The organism is Rhizobium sp. R634, from assembly GCF_002211305.1.
In the GTDB taxonomy this organism is placed as follows: domain Bacteria; phylum Pseudomonadota; class Alphaproteobacteria; order Rhizobiales; family Rhizobiaceae; genus Rhizobium.
In genome coordinates this window covers 15,025-32,508 of sequence record NZ_LOKW01000004.1, presented here as the reverse complement: position 1 = coordinate 32,508, position 17,484 = coordinate 15,025, and the positions used below count along the sequence as shown (strand labels likewise).

Below are 17,484 nucleotides of genomic sequence, written 5' to 3'. Positions count from 1 at the left end.
CCCGCCCTTACGTGCCTGCAACGTTTGCAGTTCCAATAGCATAGCCCTGCGGTTGGGGCTTGCTTGCCGGGGACGGTGTGCTTCGGGTAGTTGATCAGTTCGCTGATGGCGATCACGTAGAATTCGGCCATTAGTATGCGGCCCAGTCGTTTGGCAAATCAACCGTGTTGCCGATTGCCAGCAAATGAAATCCGCCGTCGGCTGGTCCGTTTCTCTCGATGAGTTCGCAGGACATTTCAACTTTGCGGCTACATCAAAAATGTCAACGCTGGTTAGAGGTGCGGCGCCGCCAGCCAGTTAGAAGCGCGACGCTGGCCCTGGTGATCAGCCCCCGACCGAACCGGCTGGGCCGGGTTGCAAGGGTAGGGAGGGGGCGGGTGAGAGGCACCCTTCGGCTTTAGCTTTGAGACGATGCCGACACCCTTCATTCGGCAGCCTCCATCCGCGCCAGCGCCTTCTGCCGTTTCGCAATGACTTCCGGATCGTTCATGAAGTCCGTCCGCCGGCCGGGCTTGCGGCCACGCTTTTGATAACCGTTGCCCTGGCTGCCATCCGGTATCCCAAACATATGATCCGTCTGACCGGTGCGGCGAGGGCCGCTCCTGCTGCGCTGCAGTTCACGCCCAGCCTGCAGCTCAGCAACGATCGATAGCATGTCGTCCAAACGCTTGTTCTCGACGACTTCCGGTCGATGGACGGAGCGTAGCGTGTGGAAGGTTCTGTAGGGCAGGGCAAAACTCTCGTGCATGATCTCGAGGCGACCGTCCGGATAGTCGCAGACGACGACCTTCTTTCCCGCCAGCGCCTTGGCCTGCTCCGTCGGATCGAGAATGAACAAGACCTTGTCGTAGCGTAACGTCAGGGACTGCGACAGCGTGCGGACCTCCTTTCGGCACATGGCGGCATCGAGGTTCTCATGTGCGGCCAGCGGCCGATGCATGTCTTTCGGATTGCGCGGCGGCTTGCCGAACCGGACATTGAAATCCGCCATGAACGCCGGTGCATAGAGGTTTGCCGCCTCGATCGTGTCGATGCCGCGCAGCCGCAGTTCCTTGACCAGGCGATCCTGCAGCGTCTGGTTGGCGCGTTCCACGCGACCTTTGGCCTGCGGGTATTGGCGCAGATGATGTCGATGTTGAGTTCATAAAGAGCCCGGCCGAAATGCGTCAGGCCGCTCGTCCGGTCTTTCTCCGAGGCATGGACCGAGCGGAAGACACCGTGCTTGTCGCTGTAGAATGCCAGAGGTTTGCCCCATTGCTGCAGATAGGCCTTCGTCGCATGCAGGTAGTCGAAGGTGTTCTCCGATCCCGCAAACCGCAGATGTAAGAGCTTGCCGGTGGCATCATCGATGTAGACGAGCAGGGCGCATTTGGGACCGCGGTTCTCGAACCACCAGTGGTGCGAGCCGTCGATCTGGACGAGCTCGCCGAGACAATCCCGCCGGCCGCGCGGCTGGAAAACCCGCTTCTTGCGTTCGCGTCGTGAGATCCAGATGCCGGCCTCGGTCACCCATTGGCGTAACGTCTCCTTGGCGACCGAAATCTGATGCAGTTCGATCAGTTTCTCGCGCGCCAGCGTCGGACCGAAATCCAGATAGCGTTCGCGGATCAGATCCAGCGCCGCATTGCGAAACTCCTCGCTGTGGCGCCGATTGCTCGGCCGTGATCGCTTCTTCGAAACCAGGCCGGCCGCACCGGTCCGGTCATAAGCTTGCAGAAGCCGGTGCACCTGGCTTCGACTGAGGCCGAGCAGCTCGGCGGCCTGGACGACGCTCAGGCGTCGATCACGGATCTTCTGAACAACTTCGAGGCGATGCAATTCTTTCTGCGACATGGCGATCAAACAGGACATCACGACTCCAAACGCTCATGGTCTCCACCAGGCTGAAGGTCGTCATCCTTGCTCCCAACGTTGGCATTGACCAGCGCGTCGAGAGGCGAGACTGTCGCATCTCTAACTGGCCCAACTGTCGCATTACTAAATAGCCGTGGAGAATCTAACCCAAGCGCATCATGCCGTTTTTAAGGGTAGGGGATCAGGCCCCGTCTTGCAAATGTGTGAGGAAGACTTCGGCCGGCGTTCGATAGCCGAGGCACTTGCGAGGCTGATCGTTGAGCTGACGAGCGAGCTGGATCAGGTCCTGCTGCGAGACGGCCGTCAGGTCCGTCTCGCCCGGATGAAGCGGCGGATACGTTTGTTGGTGTTTTCCACCGCGCCTTTCTGCCACGGGGCGCTGGGATCGCAGAACCAGCTGCGTGCGCCGATACCGTCTTCCAAAGCCCTGAATCCGGCAAACTCCGTGCCGCGGTCGAAGGTGAAGCTCTGGCGTGCGAATGCCGGCAAGGGAGAGAATGCTTTGATGATCTTGTCCATGATCGGTCGCGAGTGCCGGCTCTGGTTCTTGATCATGACGGTGTAGCGGCTTTTGCGCTCGACCAGTGAGGTGAGGTTGGCGGGACCCATATCACGGCGGAAGATCAGCAGGTCGCCCTCCCAATGGCCAAATTGCGATCGATCGTCAATAAAATCAGGCCGTTGCGATATCTTGCATGCCTCAGGAAACACGCTGTCGCGTGGTTTCCTGGAGCCGCGGGGACGGCGTTTGCGGCGTGCCTCGGGCGGGTAGCGATAGAGGCCCAACCCATAGTCCTCCTTGGAATAGACGACGCGATAGATCGTCTCGGCGCAAACCCGAACGAGGCTGAGGCCGTCCGCCCATAGACGGCCGGCGATCTGCTCGGGCGACCAGGAGGCCTGCAATCTGTCGACGATCAGTTCGCGCAATTGCGGATGCCGTCTGAGCTTCCGCAGGCGCTGCCGCCGGTCCTTGGCGATGTCGTTGGCAACCGTCGAGAAATAGCCGCTATATTCGGGAAGCTCGCGATCATGGAATGTATTGCGCCTGATCTCGCGATAGATCGTCGAGCGGTGCCGGCCGAGCTGGCGCGCCATCTCATTGACCGGCACCTTGCGTTCGACAAGCTGGTGCAGGCGACGGCGATCGGCGAGGGTCGGTTGCAAATAGCATCGGGACATTCCAAAATCTCCAAAGGGAAGCCATTGTTTTTTCTGGCATGTCGCGCTTGGAAATAGAATGTACCCGCTACATCAAAAATGAGGCGTAATCAATATTATGGAACATTTGCAAGAAGCAGTCCATCGCCTCCTGCCGAACGGAGCGACGATCTCTTCGGTAACACTTCCGCTGCCGGGCAGAAAATGACTTCTGGCAGTCCACCCGACTCCTTGTCGACGCAACTGCAAGTCATCTCGGCCTCAACGTCGTCAACTGTGATCCAGTAGCGTCCCTTGGAAGACCTGTCGCGCCTCGAAACTCGCCCGGCGTCGGGTAGGCGTATGCATAAAAGGCGGTACCGTGGTGACGCTGGAACAGATTGGCTCCTGCCAGAGTTCGGGCTCGGGAAAATCTGCCGAGATTTGGGAGGTAAGGATGTCAGCGAGATCGAGAGGCCATGCAAGCCGCGACAAAGGCAAAGGTGTTGCGGGCGGGTGGGGAGCGGCGAGAGCTGTCGGACAGATCCTTCTGCGCGAGCACGTACCGAGGTCAGGCTCGTCGCTGCTTGCCCATCACAACAAGCCGGACGGCTACATGTGCGTCAGCTGCGCGTGGGCAAAGCCTGCCAAACCGCATGCGATGGAATTCTGCGAGGAAGGCGCCAAGGCGACCGCTTGGGAGATCACCACGCGCCGAGCGGACCGCGCTTTCTTCGCCGCGCACACATTGCAGGAGCTGGAGCAATGGAGCGATCACGATCTCGAGGAGCAGGGCCGGCTTACGCATCCTATGCGCTGGAACAGCGAGACGGACAAATACGAGCCGGTGAGCTGGGATGAGGCCTTTGACGAAATCGGCAGAGCGCTTCGGGGCGTTCCTCCGCAGCAGGTGGATTTCTATACCTCAGGTCGCGCCTCCCTGGAGACGTCCTATATGTATCAGCTTTTCGCGCGCATCTATGGCAGCAACAACCTGCCCGACTCCTCCAACATGTGTCACGAAAGCTCCTCCGTCGGGCTCCCGGAAAGCATCGGTGCGACCGTGGGCACCGCGATCCTTTCGGACTTCCAGAATTGCGACTGCATCTTCTACCTCGCGCAAAACGTCGCCACCTCTTCGCCGAGAATGCTTCATGATTTGCAGGATGCGGCCGACAGAGGCGTGAAAATCGTGACTTTCAATCCGTTGCGCGAAGCCGGGCTTGAGCGTTTCATCAACCCGCAAATGCCAAGCCAGATGCTGACCGGCCGATCGACACCGATTTCCTCGGAATATTTCCAGGTGAGGAACGGCGGCGATATCGCAGCGCTGTTCGGGGTCTGCAAGGCTCTGATCGAAGCCGATGATGCTTTGAAGGCCATGGGCGCCAGCAAGGTCTCAGGCTCCGACGCAGCCCCTGACAAACCGGAGAATGCCGCGGCGGTCGCGTTTGCTGCTTCCATTGCCGCAGCCGATAAGAAGCACGTGCTCGACCATGATTTTATCAACACGCACACCTCGGGCTTCCAAGAGTTTGCCGAGGCTGCCCGACGGCACGATTGGGCCGAGCTGGAGCGTGTTTCCGGCCTGGCTCGTGAACAGATGATCCAGGCTGCTCGCGTATACGCTCACTCAGAAGCCGTGCTGATGATCTACGGCATGGGCCTTACACAGCATGTGATGGGCGTTCAGAACGTCCAAATGGTCGCCAATCTCGCGCTGCTGCGCGGCAATGTCGGTAAGCCGGGCGCAAACATCTGCGCGGTGCGAGGACATTCGAATGTTCAGGGCCAGCGCACGGTCGGGATAACCGAGAAGCCTGGCCTCGTGCCACTGGACAAACTGGCTGAACTTTATCAATTCGAGCCTCCGAAATGGGAGGGGCGCTCCACGGTCGATACCTGCAAAGCCATCATGCAAGGCGAGGCAACGGCATTTGTCGGACTCGGCGGTAACTTCTTGCGTGCCGTTCCGGAAACGGAGGCGATGGAGGAGGCCTGGCGCAAACTGCGCCTCAGCGTCCAGATTGCAACCAAGCTCAATCGCAGCCATGTCGTCCACGGCGAGATCGCCTACCTCCTGCCCTGCCTCGGCCGGCTTGAGATCGATGATCAGGCAAGCGGCCCGCAAGCCGTCTCCATCGAAAGCTCAGTGGCGCATTTTCACGGCTCGCGCGGAAGGGCCAAACCGGCCAGCGACGAGCTGCTGTCGGAACCCGCAATCATCGCCGGCATCGCCAAGGCGACGTTGACGAAAGGCCGGGTGCCTTGGGACGAATGGGTGGGCGACTATTCGAAAATCCGCGACGCGATCGAAGCGACCTATCCCGAGACATTCAGGGATTTCAACAAACGCATGTTCCAGCCGGGCGGCATCCCGCGACCGGTACCGGCGCGGGAGCGAAAATGGACGACTGCGAACCAAAAAGCCAACTTCATCACCCCGAGGCGGCTCTTTCCCGACCTCGATATCGGCCCCGGCGCCGGGGAAGTTCTCAACCTTACCACCCTGCGCTCGAACGATCAGTTCAATACGACGATCTATGCCTACGGCGACCGCTACCGCGGCGTGAAGGGGACCAGAAAGGTGGTCTTCATGAACGAGGAGGACATTTTCAGGCTAGGCTTCAAGGAAGGCAACTTCGTTGATCTCACAACGGCCATCGATGCCGCAAAGATGCGCCGCGTCATGGGTTTCAAGATCGTCCGGCACGATATCCCGGCTGGCTGCTGCGCTGCCTATTATCCGGAGGCCAACCCGCTGTTTCCGCTGGCGCATCATGATGCGAAGGCCAAGACCCCGTCCTATAAGCTGTTGCCGGTGCGTCTCAGCCTCTCCGCTCAATCGCCGCCGTCCTGAATCGGGCCGCGGCGATGAGCGCAAGCAAACACGGCACCTGGATTGTGGCGGCAACGCTTTTCGGCGTGGCCGCGGCCGCGGCAGCCGTGGGTTGGGCAAACCGGCGACGTCCGGGTCGAGCCGATACCGCGGTGACAAGAGGCTTCGTTCAGCTACCGCCGCCGCCTGACAGGCGTACCGAGGGCAAGCCTGGAATATGGTTTTTCTCGGCGGCGCTTGTCTGCATGCTCGCTATCGGCACCATCATTGGCTGGGCAAGGCACCCCAGGCAATATCGTGCCGAACCTCCTGTAACGTCGGCGCTCGACCAGTTCCGGCTGATGCCCAGCAAGATTGGCGGCACACCTCCTGACGTTTATTTCGCGATCGGGAAACCCTATGAGACCACCGCCTATGATCTCAGCCAAGGCAAACGCCTTTATTCCTGGTTCGGCTGCGCCAGCTGCCATGGAGATGGGCGGGGCGCAACCGGCCCCTCGTTTCTCGACGGCTGGTGGCTCTATGGTTCTGAAATGGTTTCGGTCGTGGCATCCATCCGCGACGGGCGGCCTCATGGGATGCCATCCTTCGTGAACAAGATGACGAGCGACCAGATCTGGCAGCTCGCCGGCTATGTCAGGACGATCGGCGCTTATTCGCCGCCTTATACCGCGCCGAGCCGGAACGACGACAAGCATACGAGGCCGGCGGAGAACCGGGCGCCGGCTGCCGGCCTTTTCGAGGAAGGACCGGCTGGCGTCCGTTCCGATCGAGGTGTCCGGCCTTGAAGATCGCTCGCGCCTCCCTCCTCGTTCCACATCTTCTGTTACTTTCGGGCTGCACCGGCGATCCGCAATCGGCACTGAATGCCGAGGGACCTTCTGCCGTGGAGCTCAGAGGGTTGATCTTTCTGTTCGTCGCCGTCTGCGGTGTCGTCTTCCTCCTGGTAATGGCTGTCATGGTGTGGGCACTGGTTCGAAGGACGAACCATGCGCCCTGCAGGCCTCAGACCGAGCGCTCGATGGGCAGGACCGTAGGCGCTGCAATCGTGGCGACCTTTATCGTCATAACTCTTCTGACTGTCGCGAGCTTTTACACCACGCGCAGCATCGATTGGCGCGAAGCCGATACTGCGACGATCCTCGTCCGTGGCCAGCAATGGTGGTGGCAATTCACCTACCTCGATGCCGACCCGGCCAAGACTTTTCTGACAGCCAACGAACTGCATATTCCCGTGGGAACCGACATCCGGCTGCGTCTGGAAGCAACGGACGTGATCCACTCATTCTGGGTGCCGAATCTGACGGGAAAGCAGGACCTGGTTCCCGGCCGCGAGAACGAACTGACGCTTCATGCCAGCAAACCGGGCATCTATCGCGGTCAATGCGCCGAATTCTGCGGGCTGCAGCACAGCCACATGGCGTTGTTGGTGATCGCCGAAGAGCCCGAGGATTATGACCGCTGGCTGGAAGCGCAGAGAAGCGCGGCTTACGAGCCGACCGGTAGCGATGCCGTGGCAGGCAAGCTGGTCTTCATAAACAAGCCCTGCGCCGCCTGCCACACCATCCGGGGCACCGGCGCGTCTGGAACCTCGGGTCCCGATCTCACCCATGTTGGCAGCCGCAGCATGATTGGGGCGGGGCTGTTGGAGAATACGCGGGGATCGGTCGCCGCCTGGATCGCCGATCCGCAGACGCTGAAGCCGGGAAACAACATGCCACTGGTCCCCCTCACCGGTGAGGAGCTGCGGCAATTGAGCGCCTATATGAGCGAGCTCCGATGAGAAGCCAAGACAAGATCCCGTCCCCCGCTGATCTGGCAGCCGGCGATGAAGGCGCCGAAGCCTTTCTCAGGCGCACTTGGGCAACGCCATCAGGGCTGCTGGCGGCATTGTCCACCGTCGATCACAAGATCATCGGCCGGCGATATATCGTGACGGCCTTCATCTTCCTGCTCCTCGGCGGCGTGCTTGCCCTGGCAATGCGCCTGCAGCTCGCATTTCCGGAGGCGCGCTTCATCAGCGCCGACCGTTACAATCAGATCTTCACCGTGCATGGGAGCAACATGATGTTCCTTTTTGCCGTGCCGGTCATGGAGGCGATGGCGGTCTATCTCGTGCCGCTGATGGTCGGAACCCGCAACATCGCCTTTCCGAGGCTGAATGCCTTTTCCTATTGGATCTTTCTTGCCGGAGGCCTGCTCCTCTGGATCTCTCTCGCTCTCGACACCGCCCCTAATGTCGGCTGGTTCGCTTACGTACCCCTGGCCGGCCCGCAATATGGCGCGGGAAAGCGGGCCGACATCTGGGCGCAGATGATCACTTTCACCGAAGTGTCGGCCCTCGCCGTCGCCGTCGAGATCGTCGTAACCGTCTTCAAGCTCAGGGCGCCAGGCATGTCGCTCAATCGCATCCCGCTCTTCGTCTGGTCGATGCTGGTAACGGCCTTCCTGGTCATCCTGGCCATGCCGGCGATCATGCTCGCAAGCTCCTCGCTCATTCTCGACCGGCTGGTCGGCACGCAGTTCTACAACCCTTGGGAGGGTGGCGACGCCCTTCTCTGGCAGCACCTGTTCTGGTTCTTCGGCCATCCCGAGGTCTACATCATCTTCCTGCCGGCAGTGGGCATGGTGTCCGCCATGATCTCCACCTTCACCCGGCGTCCCGTCTTCGGATACCTGCCGCTGGTCCTGGCGATGATCGCAACCGGCGTCCTGGCTTTCGGCCTCTGGGTGCATCACATGTTCGTCGCCGGTCTGCCGCGTCTGGGAAGCAGCTTCTTCACCGCCTCCAGCATGGCGATCGCAATTCCCGCCGGAACCCAGATCTTCTGCTGGCTGGCGACGCTGTGGGACGGGCGTCCCGTCTTCAAGACGCCGCTGCTTTTCATCATCGGCTTCCTGATCACCTTCGTCATCGGCGGAGTGACCGGCGTGATGGTGGCCTCCGTGCCGCTCGACACGCAGGTTCACGACACCTATTTCGTCGTCGCCCATTTCCACTATGTGCTGATCGGCGGTTCCGTCTTCCCGCTCATCGGCGCGATCTACTACTGGTTCCCGAAGATGACCGGCCGCATGATGAGCGAAAGGCTCGGCCGATGGGCCTTCGGCCTCATCTTCACCGGCTTTCACCTGACCTTCTTCCCGATGCACATCCTCGGCCTCCAGGGCATGCCGCGACGCATCTATACCTATCCGCCGGAATTGCCCTGGGCGGGTTTGAACCTTTTCGTCAGCCTCAGCGCCGTCATACTTGCCGCCGGCTTCCTCATCTTTTTCATCGACGCCGTGCGCAGCTTCAAATTCGGATCGCCTGCAGGGCCGAACCCCTGGAACGCATCGACGCTGGAATGGGCCACGTCTTCGCCCCCTCCCCCCTACAACTTCCGCCACATCCCCGTCGTCCAGTCAGCCGAGCCACTGTGGGCGGATGGGGAAACGTTGCCGGTGGCCACAGGACTTCGGCTCGACCGTCGCGAAGTGATCGTCAGCAGCGTCGCGGCAGCCGAGCCCGAGGCGCGGGAATCCATGCCGGCCAATTCCATTTGGCCGTTCCTGGCCGCCATCGCCACCAGCATCATGTTGATCGGCTCGATCTTCAGCCCTTGGGCGGTGATCTGGGGCGCGATCCCGGTAGCCATTACCCTGACGGGATGGTTCTGGCCGAAGCAAACACCGGAGGACGAGTCATGAAAGAACGTATCGCGCTCGACCTGTCGAAGCTTCCCCTGCATGGCATGGGCAGCGCGAGCCTGACCTTCTGGGGCACCGGCGCCTTCATGCTGATCGAAGGCATGGGATTTGCCCTGACGATCGCCGTCTATTTCTACCTGATGAGCCTGGCGCCGCGCTGGCCGATTGAAGCCCCCCCTCCGGACCTTCTCCCCGGTACGATCCTGACCCTGTCGCTTCTCGTCAGCATCGTGCCGAATATGCTGGTGTCGCGATGGGCGCAACGTAAGGAGCTCCGCAAGGTGCGCCTGGGGTTGATCGCCATGGTCTTCATGGGCGCGATACCGCTTATCCCCCGCGTCTTCGAATTTCCTGCCCTCCATATAAGCTGGGACGACGACGCCTACGGATCGATCGTCTGGACGATCCTTGGTCTGCACACTACCCACATCGTTACTGATCTCATCGATACGATCGTCCTTGCGTGCCTCATGTTTTCCAAGCACACAGACAATGCGCGCCGCTACGGCGACGTCGAAGACAATGCGCTCTACTGGAACTTTGTCGTTCTCACCTGGCTTCCTCTCTACGGATGTATCTATTGGGTGCCGCGGCTATGAGAACAGGACCCACGATCGCCTTTTGGGTAACTATGACGGCACCGGCGTCGGCGCATGAGGGCCATGTCCATAACGTCGCGTTGCCATGGACCATCGACCCCTGGATCATTGTGCCGCTCGGCCTCAGCGCGGCCTTATATGCATGCGGCAGCCTTCGCTTCCGGCCACGATCATCCCAAAGCCGCCGTGCCTTCGTGCAGCGGCTCGCGACCTTCTGGTCCGGCTGGCTCGTTCTCGCCGGGGCGCTCGTCTCCCCCCTGCACTGGCTGGGTGAGCAGCTTTTCACCTTCCACATGATCGAACATGAATTGGTCATGGCGGTGTCGGCGCCGCTCATCGTGTTGGCGCGGCCCTCGGCGATGCTGCTCTGGGGGCTTCCGAGGATGATCAGGCGCCAGGCGGGACGGGCGCTTGCCTCGCACGCCGTGCGCAGCACGTGGAAATGTCTCAGCAACGGCACCGTTGCGACCTTGCTGCATGGCGCGGCGATCTGGGCATGGCACGCGCCGATTCTCTTCGATGCCACGATTGACAGCGCGCCCCTCCACCGCCTGCAGCATCTTTCCTTTTTCGCGAGCGCCATCCTGTTCTGGTGGTCCGTCATCTGGAGGAGCAACCGGGGGGTGGCCGCTTGGCATGTCTTTCTGACCATGCTGCATATGAGCATCCTTGGCGCCCTCATCGCGCTTGCGCCAAAAGTGCTCTATGGCGTGCAGACGCAGGCCTCCGGGACCTGGGGGTTGTCGCCGCTCGAAGACCAGCAGATGGCAGGTCTGGTCATGTGGGTTCCTGCAGGAATCATCTACGCCGCAGCGGCACTCACGCTGACCGCACTGTGGATCAGGGCTTCAGGAAAAGGAGGCACGGATGGAACGCGTATCGTCGCCCCGTAATTCTCTTCGCTCTGCCCTGGTGATTGCGGCCTGCATGGTAGGCGTGACCGCGGCCTTTGGCCTGACCGATATCTATCGTCAGCAATCCGAAAGGCGAGCTGCAGCTATCGCTCTGACCAAGGGCGATCCCGCCAGGGCCCCGATGATCTTCCGTCGCTATGGCTGCGCTGGCTGTCACACCATTCCGGGCATCGCGGGGGCCGACGGCAAGGTCGGCGGTGATCTCTCCGGTCTGCGGCAGCGGGTCTATGTCGCGGGCGTGCTCAACAATTCCGCCGATAATCTGGTTGATTGGATCGTCACCCCGCAGTCCTATTCACCCAAGACTGCGATGCCTGCCACCGGAATATCTGAACAGGAAGCCCGTGATCTCGCCGCGTACCTTTATGCCCGTTAGCTAAGGATGAGGGGTCGCGCGCGGTGGCAGCGACTTCAGATATTGGGCGATGGCCATCTGGTCGGCGGCAGGGAGTTCGGCCGTATTCTCGACGACATCGGCCATTGACCAGCCGACATAGCCGTGGTTGGGCGTCTTGCCGCTCCGGAGCATTTCCACGATATCCTGCTGCGACCATGAACCGATTTCGACCGGCGTGATGTTCGGAATAAAGCCGACGCCTTCCGTGCTCACGCCGCCCGCAAATCGAGTCTTCGGCTTGATCGCGCCCAAGACGTTGCGGGAGGAGTGACATTCGGCGCAATGCCCGAGTGTCTCCACGAGATAAGCGCCCCGATCGTGCACCGGATCGCCATTCAACACCCCCCCGGATCGCCCTTCGTGAAAAAACAACAGCTTCCAGAAACCGACAAACCGCCGGATTCGGAACAGGACGGAAATATCATGTGGTTGGGGACGGTCCGGCACGGGCGAAAGCGTATGCAGGAAAGCGTAGAGATCCCTGACGTCGTCGAGCGTCATACCGGTATAGCTGGCATATGGAAATACCGGATAGTAATGCTCTCCTGACGGGGAGACGCCGGCGATCAAGGCATTGGCGAGATCGGCGACCGACCACGATCCTATGCCCGCTTTCGGATCGGGCGAGATATTGGGGACTCTGAAGGTTCCATAGGGCGAGGCCAGCGCAAGATCGCCTCCCAGCCTAAGACGGTCTTCCTGACCGGGAGAAGCATGACACGAGGCGCACCCGGCTGCAGCGAACACCAATCTGCCGCGCCCGGCGTCTCCGGGCGTCAGCGTGACATCGCCGGCAGAGAAGGGCGAATGCGGCCTGGTCAACAGCCAGGTCAACAAAAGGACGAAGAGGATCGCAGCGATCGCGATCGAAAACAGCCGGGCACCTTTCAGCATTCTGGACCCGCAATGTTATTGCCGCTCAAACGGGCGGTGGTTCAACCATATAAGGCCGCCGGCTTCGGCGACATAGATAGACTTCGCGTTCTGGATTGGCCTCTATCGCGAACCCCGCGCTACGCAGCATCGCCTCCATAGCGCCCTTGTTCGGAATGAACCAGTTTGTCGGATCGGCGGCGTAGCGCTGTTCGACGAAGAACAATTTCGGAAAATCCGGCTGATCGAAGACGCTCCACTCGGAAAAATCGTAATTCTCCTCCAGTGCGGCAATCCGCTCGTCGCCGCGCTGGAGGCACTGGAACAGCATGAGATCGCCGACCACATGCTCGTAGAGGAGATCGAGCGCCAGCAAAGGATGGCGCAAGTGGTAAAGCACGCCCATGAAGAGCACCAGATCGAATGTTTCCCCCAGCTTCGGCACTTCATAAACCGACATCTGCCTGAATTCGACATCGAGACCGAAGTGGCCGGCGGCCAACCGGGCCTGCTCGAGATAGCGCGCGTCGGAATCGATGCCGAGCACCCGCCCGGCATTGCGGCGCTTCATCTCAAGCGAATAGAAGCCGGCATTGCAGCCGATGTCGAGAACGCTGCGCCCATCGAGATCTTCCGGCACCACATGCTTGAAGCCTTCCCATTTGAAGGCGGGATAATCGCCGAGAAAGTGATCGGGGGCGGTTTCCACTTCGCCGAGCCGGATATTCTGGAACCACGGAGCCAGTTCCGCAACGCGGCGTTTCAAAGCCAGGGTCATCATCGCCTCCACTTATTTTCGCTCAGCTTCCAGCGGGTACAGCTTGAGCAGCAGCCGCGCTCCGAGGGCGACGGGACGCTGCCGTGCGCTTGCGCGGACGCTCGGTGAGGTTGGCGGCGAACCAGCCGATCGTCTGTGCCAGCCCTTCGGCAAGCGGTACCGTCGGTTGCCAGTCGAGAAGCTCGGTCGCACGCGAAATATCAGGCCGGCGACGCTGCGGATCGTCTTTTGGCAGAGGCCTGTAGACGAGCGCGGTACGAGCCGGAACCATCGAACGGATTATCTGAGCGAGTTCATTGATGGTGAATTCTCCGGGATTGCCGAGATTGACCGGCACGCCGGGATTGGGCTGAACATTCATCAGCGCCATCAGACCCCCGACCAGGTCGCTCACATAGCAGAAGGAACGCGTCTGCATCCCGCTTCCGTAAATGGTGAGAGGCTTTCCCGACAGCGCCTGAACGACAAGATTCGAGACGATCCGGCCGTCATTGGCCTGCATGCGCGGCCCATAAGTGTTGAAAATGCGGGCAACCCGGGCATCGACACGACCGCCGCGCAACATATCGAAGCACAGGGCCTCCGCGGCGCGCTTTCCCTCATCATAACAGGCGCGCGGCCCCGTGCAGCTGACATTGCCGCGGTAGTCCTCGCGCTGGGGATGTTCGGCCGGATCGCCATAGACCTCGCTCGTCGAAGCCTGGAGGAAGGAGGCTCCATGCCGTTCGGCGAGTGCAAGCAGGTTTCCGGTGCCGGCGACGCAGGTCATCATCGTATGGACGGGGTCGGCCTGATATTGCGGTGGAGATGCGGCACAGGCAAGATTGTAAATCTGGTCCAGCGGCTCGTCGATTTCGAGGAAGTCGCAGACATCCTGTTCGATAAGCCGGAAGCCTGGATGGTTCATCAACGGCCGCACATTGTCTCGCGATCCGGTGATATAGCTGTCCACGCAAATGACGGTATCGCCCCTGCCGAGGAGCGCATCACAGAGGTGCGAACCGACAAAGCCGGCTCCCCCTGCTACCAGAACAGTCTTGCCTTTTCTGCGACGATTGACTTGAAGCATCGATACTCTCCTTCAGGCTGAGATACGCTCATAAGCTGGACTTGCAGGCAGGTTGGAAAGGGCTCGAACGAGTTCACCGGCGCGGGCAGCACCCGTATGGCCGGCCAGCACCCGGCCTTTGGCGGCTGCGGCGATTGCTATACGCTCGCGTCCGGAAAGCGCCGTCAGCGCCGCCACGACATCGTCCGCTCCACGTGCAATGATGAGAGCTTCGCTATCCGGCAGCAACTCGTGGAGGCCCCGCCAGCAGTCGCTGATAACAGGCGTCCCGCAGGCGGCTGCCTCAAACAGGCGCACGCTTGGCGACCAGCCGGCCGAGATCATATCGCTTCGGGTGACATTCAGGGTGAAGCGCTGACGGCTGTAGAAACTTGCATGATCGGCCGGTGGCAAGTGCTCGATGCGCTCCACATTGGATGGCCAGTCGATCTCGGCGGGATATTGCGGCCCGGCGACGACGAAACGCATTTCCGGCAGGCGGCGCGCCGGCTCCAGGAGGAGACGCTCCAGCGTCGGCTGGCGATCGGGGCTGTAAGTGCCGAGATAGCCGAGATCCCAGGTCGCGGGTTCCCCGGTATTGGCGTAGCGTTCCTGATCGACGGAGCAGTAGAGTGCAACGGCCCTTTGAGCGCCATAGTTCTGCTCCAGGCGCGTCAGCACCTCTCCTCCCGAGAAGGAGAAATAGGCGTCAAACACGGGTATTTGGCGTCGCGCCAGGTATTCCTCATCACCACGGTCGAGTTTTGCGAGCGTCACCGGCGTGTCGATGTCGTAGAAGCAGAGACGGTTCAGTTCCAGCGCCTCGAGCCTGTCGACCAGCGCCACACCCTCCGGCACATAGGAGCCTGCGATAACGGCATCGGCCTTGCGCAGCCTTTCCCCGTACAACGCGATCATCTCATCAAGTTCGGAATAATAGGCGAGCTCGCAAAAATCCGGCCAAGCGAGGTCTCTGTGAGCGGCATACCAGGGCACGTCCCGCTCCAGGAAAAGAACCCGGTGACCGTCCTGATGCAGGCCTTTGATGAGGGCACGATAGGTCGTAGCGTGGCCATTTCCCCAGGATGACGAAAGCGAAAGACCGAGGAAGACGATGTCGAGCTGTCTCGTCATTCGGCCGCCTCCATCCGCGCGCCGAGGCGGGCACGAAAGACGGCGTCCACTTTCTCGGCACGATTGGCATAGGTGTGATCGGCCAGCACGCGCCGGCGCGCCCGCTCTCCGATCTCCTGTGCCCTGCGGCGCGACAGCCCGGCGATCAAGGCAACGACATCGTCTCCATCTCTCGCAACGAGAATCTCCTCGTTGGGCTTGAGGAAGAAGTCGATGCCTTCCCAGTAGTCGGTGATGAGGCAAGCGCCGGCGCCGGCCGCCTCGAATACGCGCGTCGCAGGCGAGAAGCCGTTCTCGGCCATGCTGGCGCGCGATATGTTGAGAACTGCCATGGGAGTGACGTTGAAGGCGTTGTGGTCGCGCGTCGACACGTGGCCGATGTAGTTGACATTGGACGACATCGGCTTGTCATGCCAGCCGGAACCGCCCAGCAGAAATCTCCGGTTCGGCAGACGAGAGGCAGGCTCCAGGAAAAAGTGCTCGACCCGTGCCTCCCTGTCCGGCAAGCGATTGCCGAGGAAGCCGAGATCGGCGGTAAAGCGCCCTTCTACCGGAACGGGATGATGTGTTTGCGGATCGAGCGCATTGTAGACAGGAATGCATTCCGCCGCCCCGACAGCGCGGTAGGCACTGACCACAGGGTCGCCGCCGCCATAAGTCAGCACAAGATCGATTTCGGGGAGAGCCCGGCGCAAGGGATGATCTGGATCTGCCTTGAGCTCGGCAAGGGTTGCCGGCGCATCGACGTCCCAAAGGATTTTCAGAGCTCCCTTCTGCGCGTTGCGAAGCACTTCCTTCAGTAGAAGATCGTCCTCGAAACCGACGCCGCTCGCCTTGACGACGATGTCGGCCTTGGTTGCTTCCGCGGTGACGGCCCTCAATGCTTCGACCGTTCCTTCGTAGACGACGACCTTACACCAGTCGGGCGGGTCCATGTCGCGGTTCTTCTGCCGGTCATAGACATCGGGCTCGTAGAAGGTGATATCGTAGCCTTTCTCCGCCAGCGCCCGCAGCAGGCCGCGATAATAGGTGGCAGCACCATTCCAGTAGGCGGAGACGAGACTGGAGCCGTAAAACGCGATCTTCATTCCGCGGCCTCCCGTGGCTGTGGGCTCCCGGCGACTTTGCTCATGCCGCAGCTCGCCAGGATTGTCAGAAGCTCATCGACACGGTGCCGGCAAGTGTGCCGCGCCTTTATGGTTGCTAGGCCGGATGCAGCCAGGCCCGCCGCGAGATCGGCATCGAAGAGGACGTCACGCAGGCTCTTCTCCATCGCCTCGCAATTGCCGGCGAGCAGGTAGTCGCGGCCAGGCGCGAAGAGATGTTCGGCATCCTTCCAAGGCGCCGAAATCAGCGGAATGCCGCAAGCGAGCGCCTCGAAAACCCGGATGGTCGGAATACCCGGCAGATGTTCGACATACGGCCGCCGCGGAATATGCACGGTGACCTTATTGCGGGCGAAGGCAGAAGGAACATCCGCATTGGCGATCCAGCCACCATAGGCTATGCCAGCATTGCGAAGTTCATCCAGCGCATGATCGGGATAGCGAACGCCGCGCACCGTGGTTTTCAGGCCGAGATTTCCGGCAGGACGGACCAGGAACTCGCTGATCTCGGCCGATCGTTCGTCATCGCCCCAGTTGCCGATCCAGATGAGGTCTCCTGATTTTTCTATATCCGGCAACGGCCGGAACAGTGCATCGTCCGCTGCTTCATGCCAGGTGAACACGGACTTTCCCCAGCCTGCGCGAAGATAGCGCTCGCGCAATGCTTCGCCGAAGGCCAGCACGCCATCGTAGTCATTCAGCATGAGCGATGCGATGTCGCCTTCTGCCGAGACCGCCCGATGATGCGTGTCGTGGAACAGCAATGTGAAGGGGGCGCCATTGCGCCGGATGCGGCCGATGCGTTCGACCAGGCCTGGTTCCGTCCACTCATGCACGATGACAACGTCGGCGTCAGCAAGGGCTGATTCGTGATCGAAGGCCTGGTCGTAGCTCTCCGAGCGGTGCTGCGGAAAAGCTTCGTGAAACCGCTCGATTGCGCCAGAGCCCTGGTCTTCGATGAGGTTGGTGCGGCTCCACGCGCCTGCCGGCTCCAGTGCCAGAGTTTCGTGACCGCGCCGCTGGAGGTCCCGCATGACGCCGCGAAGGAAATGCGCATTGCCATGGTTCCAATCCGAAACGAGCGAATGGGTGTAAAAGATGAACTTCAT

The 17,484-nt window shown here is 60.9% G+C and carries 13 protein-coding genes and 2 pseudogenes; 7 read left to right on the top strand and 8 right to left on the bottom strand.

Translation table 11 applies throughout. From position 1 onward, the window contains the following. Positions 1-424: 424 nt before the first annotated feature. Both ATY77_RS07155 and ATY77_RS07150 read right to left on the bottom strand, forming a co-directional pair. A pseudogene (locus tag ATY77_RS07155) lies at positions 425-1,851 on the bottom strand (ISNCY family transposase). A 184-nt stretch (positions 1,852-2,035) separates the two neighbouring features. Continuing rightward, positions 2,036-3,036: pseudogene (locus tag ATY77_RS07150) on the bottom strand (IS30 family transposase). A gap of 415 nt (positions 3,037-3,451) precedes the next feature. On the opposite strand from ATY77_RS07150, the gene ATY77_RS07145 reads away from it, so the two are divergent. From ATY77_RS07145 to ATY77_RS07115, 7 genes are read left to right on the top strand one after another with little or no spacing between them, the layout of a single operon-like run. Beyond that, positions 3,452-5,854 carry an FdhF/YdeP family oxidoreductase gene (locus ATY77_RS07145; RefSeq protein WP_088686729.1) on the top strand — a complete coding sequence of 801 codons (2,403 nt, stop codon included), beginning with the start codon at positions 3,452-3,454 and terminating at the stop codon, positions 5,852-5,854. A 14-nt stretch (positions 5,855-5,868) separates the two neighbouring features. Beyond that, complete coding sequence (locus ATY77_RS33125; protein ID WP_245314303.1) at positions 5,869-6,621, top strand: c-type cytochrome; 753 nt, start codon at positions 5,869-5,871, stop codon at positions 6,619-6,621. Next, the gene (coxB, locus tag ATY77_RS07135) at positions 6,618-7,616 is read left to right on the top strand and encodes a cytochrome c oxidase subunit II (RefSeq protein WP_088686727.1); all 999 of its coding nucleotides are present in this window, start codon (positions 6,618-6,620) and stop codon (positions 7,614-7,616) included. The genes ATY77_RS33125 and coxB overlap by 4 nt, the downstream gene beginning before the upstream one ends. After that, a complete protein-coding gene (ctaD, locus tag ATY77_RS07130) occupies positions 7,613-9,526 on the top strand; it encodes a cytochrome c oxidase subunit I (RefSeq protein WP_088686726.1) in 1,914 nt (637 codons plus the stop codon). The genes coxB and ctaD overlap by 4 nt, the downstream gene beginning before the upstream one ends. Further along, positions 9,523-10,125 (top strand): cytochrome c oxidase subunit 3, encoded by a 603-nt coding sequence (locus tag ATY77_RS07125; protein WP_088686725.1) that lies wholly within the window; start codon positions 9,523-9,525, stop codon positions 10,123-10,125. Before ctaD ends, ATY77_RS07125 begins: the two co-directional genes overlap by 4 nt. Next, positions 10,122-11,018 (top strand): cytochrome c oxidase assembly protein, encoded by an 897-nt coding sequence (locus ATY77_RS07120; RefSeq protein ID WP_088686724.1) that lies wholly within the window; start codon positions 10,122-10,124, stop codon positions 11,016-11,018. Before ATY77_RS07125 ends, ATY77_RS07120 begins: the two co-directional genes overlap by 4 nt. Then, positions 10,993-11,415, top strand: a complete 423-nt coding sequence (locus ATY77_RS07115; protein WP_088678251.1) for a c-type cytochrome — start codon at positions 10,993-10,995, stop codon at positions 11,413-11,415. Before ATY77_RS07120 ends, ATY77_RS07115 begins: the two co-directional genes overlap by 26 nt. On the opposite strand, the gene ATY77_RS07110 is transcribed toward ATY77_RS07115, so the two are convergent. Genes ATY77_RS07110 through ATY77_RS07085 form a run of 6 tightly spaced genes read right to left on the bottom strand, consistent with a single transcriptional unit; the run spans position 11,416 to position 17,484 of the window. Beyond that, a complete protein-coding gene (locus ATY77_RS07110; protein WP_088686723.1) occupies positions 11,416-12,330 on the bottom strand; it encodes a cytochrome c in 915 nt (304 codons plus the stop codon). A gap of 25 nt (positions 12,331-12,355) precedes the next feature. Further along, complete coding sequence (locus ATY77_RS07105; RefSeq protein WP_088686722.1) at positions 12,356-13,090, bottom strand: TIGR04290 family methyltransferase; 735 nt, start codon at positions 13,088-13,090, stop codon at positions 12,356-12,358. 19 nt (positions 13,091-13,109) lie between these two features. Continuing rightward, positions 13,110-14,156 carry a UDP-glucuronic acid decarboxylase family protein gene (locus ATY77_RS07100; protein ID WP_088686721.1) on the bottom strand — a complete coding sequence of 349 codons (1,047 nt, stop codon included), beginning with the start codon at positions 14,154-14,156 and terminating at the stop codon, positions 13,110-13,112. Between the two features lie 12 nt (positions 14,157-14,168). Continuing rightward, positions 14,169-15,269, bottom strand: a complete 1,101-nt coding sequence (locus ATY77_RS07095) for a glycosyltransferase (protein ID WP_088686720.1) — start codon at positions 15,267-15,269, stop codon at positions 14,169-14,171. Then, complete coding sequence (locus ATY77_RS07090) at positions 15,266-16,357, bottom strand: glycosyltransferase (protein WP_088686719.1); 1,092 nt, start codon at positions 16,355-16,357, stop codon at positions 15,266-15,268. The genes ATY77_RS07095 and ATY77_RS07090 overlap by 4 nt, the downstream gene beginning before the upstream one ends. After that, complete coding sequence (locus tag ATY77_RS07085; protein ID WP_088686718.1) at positions 16,354-17,484, bottom strand: glycosyltransferase; 1,131 nt, start codon at positions 17,482-17,484, stop codon at positions 16,354-16,356. The genes ATY77_RS07090 and ATY77_RS07085 overlap by 4 nt, the downstream gene beginning before the upstream one ends.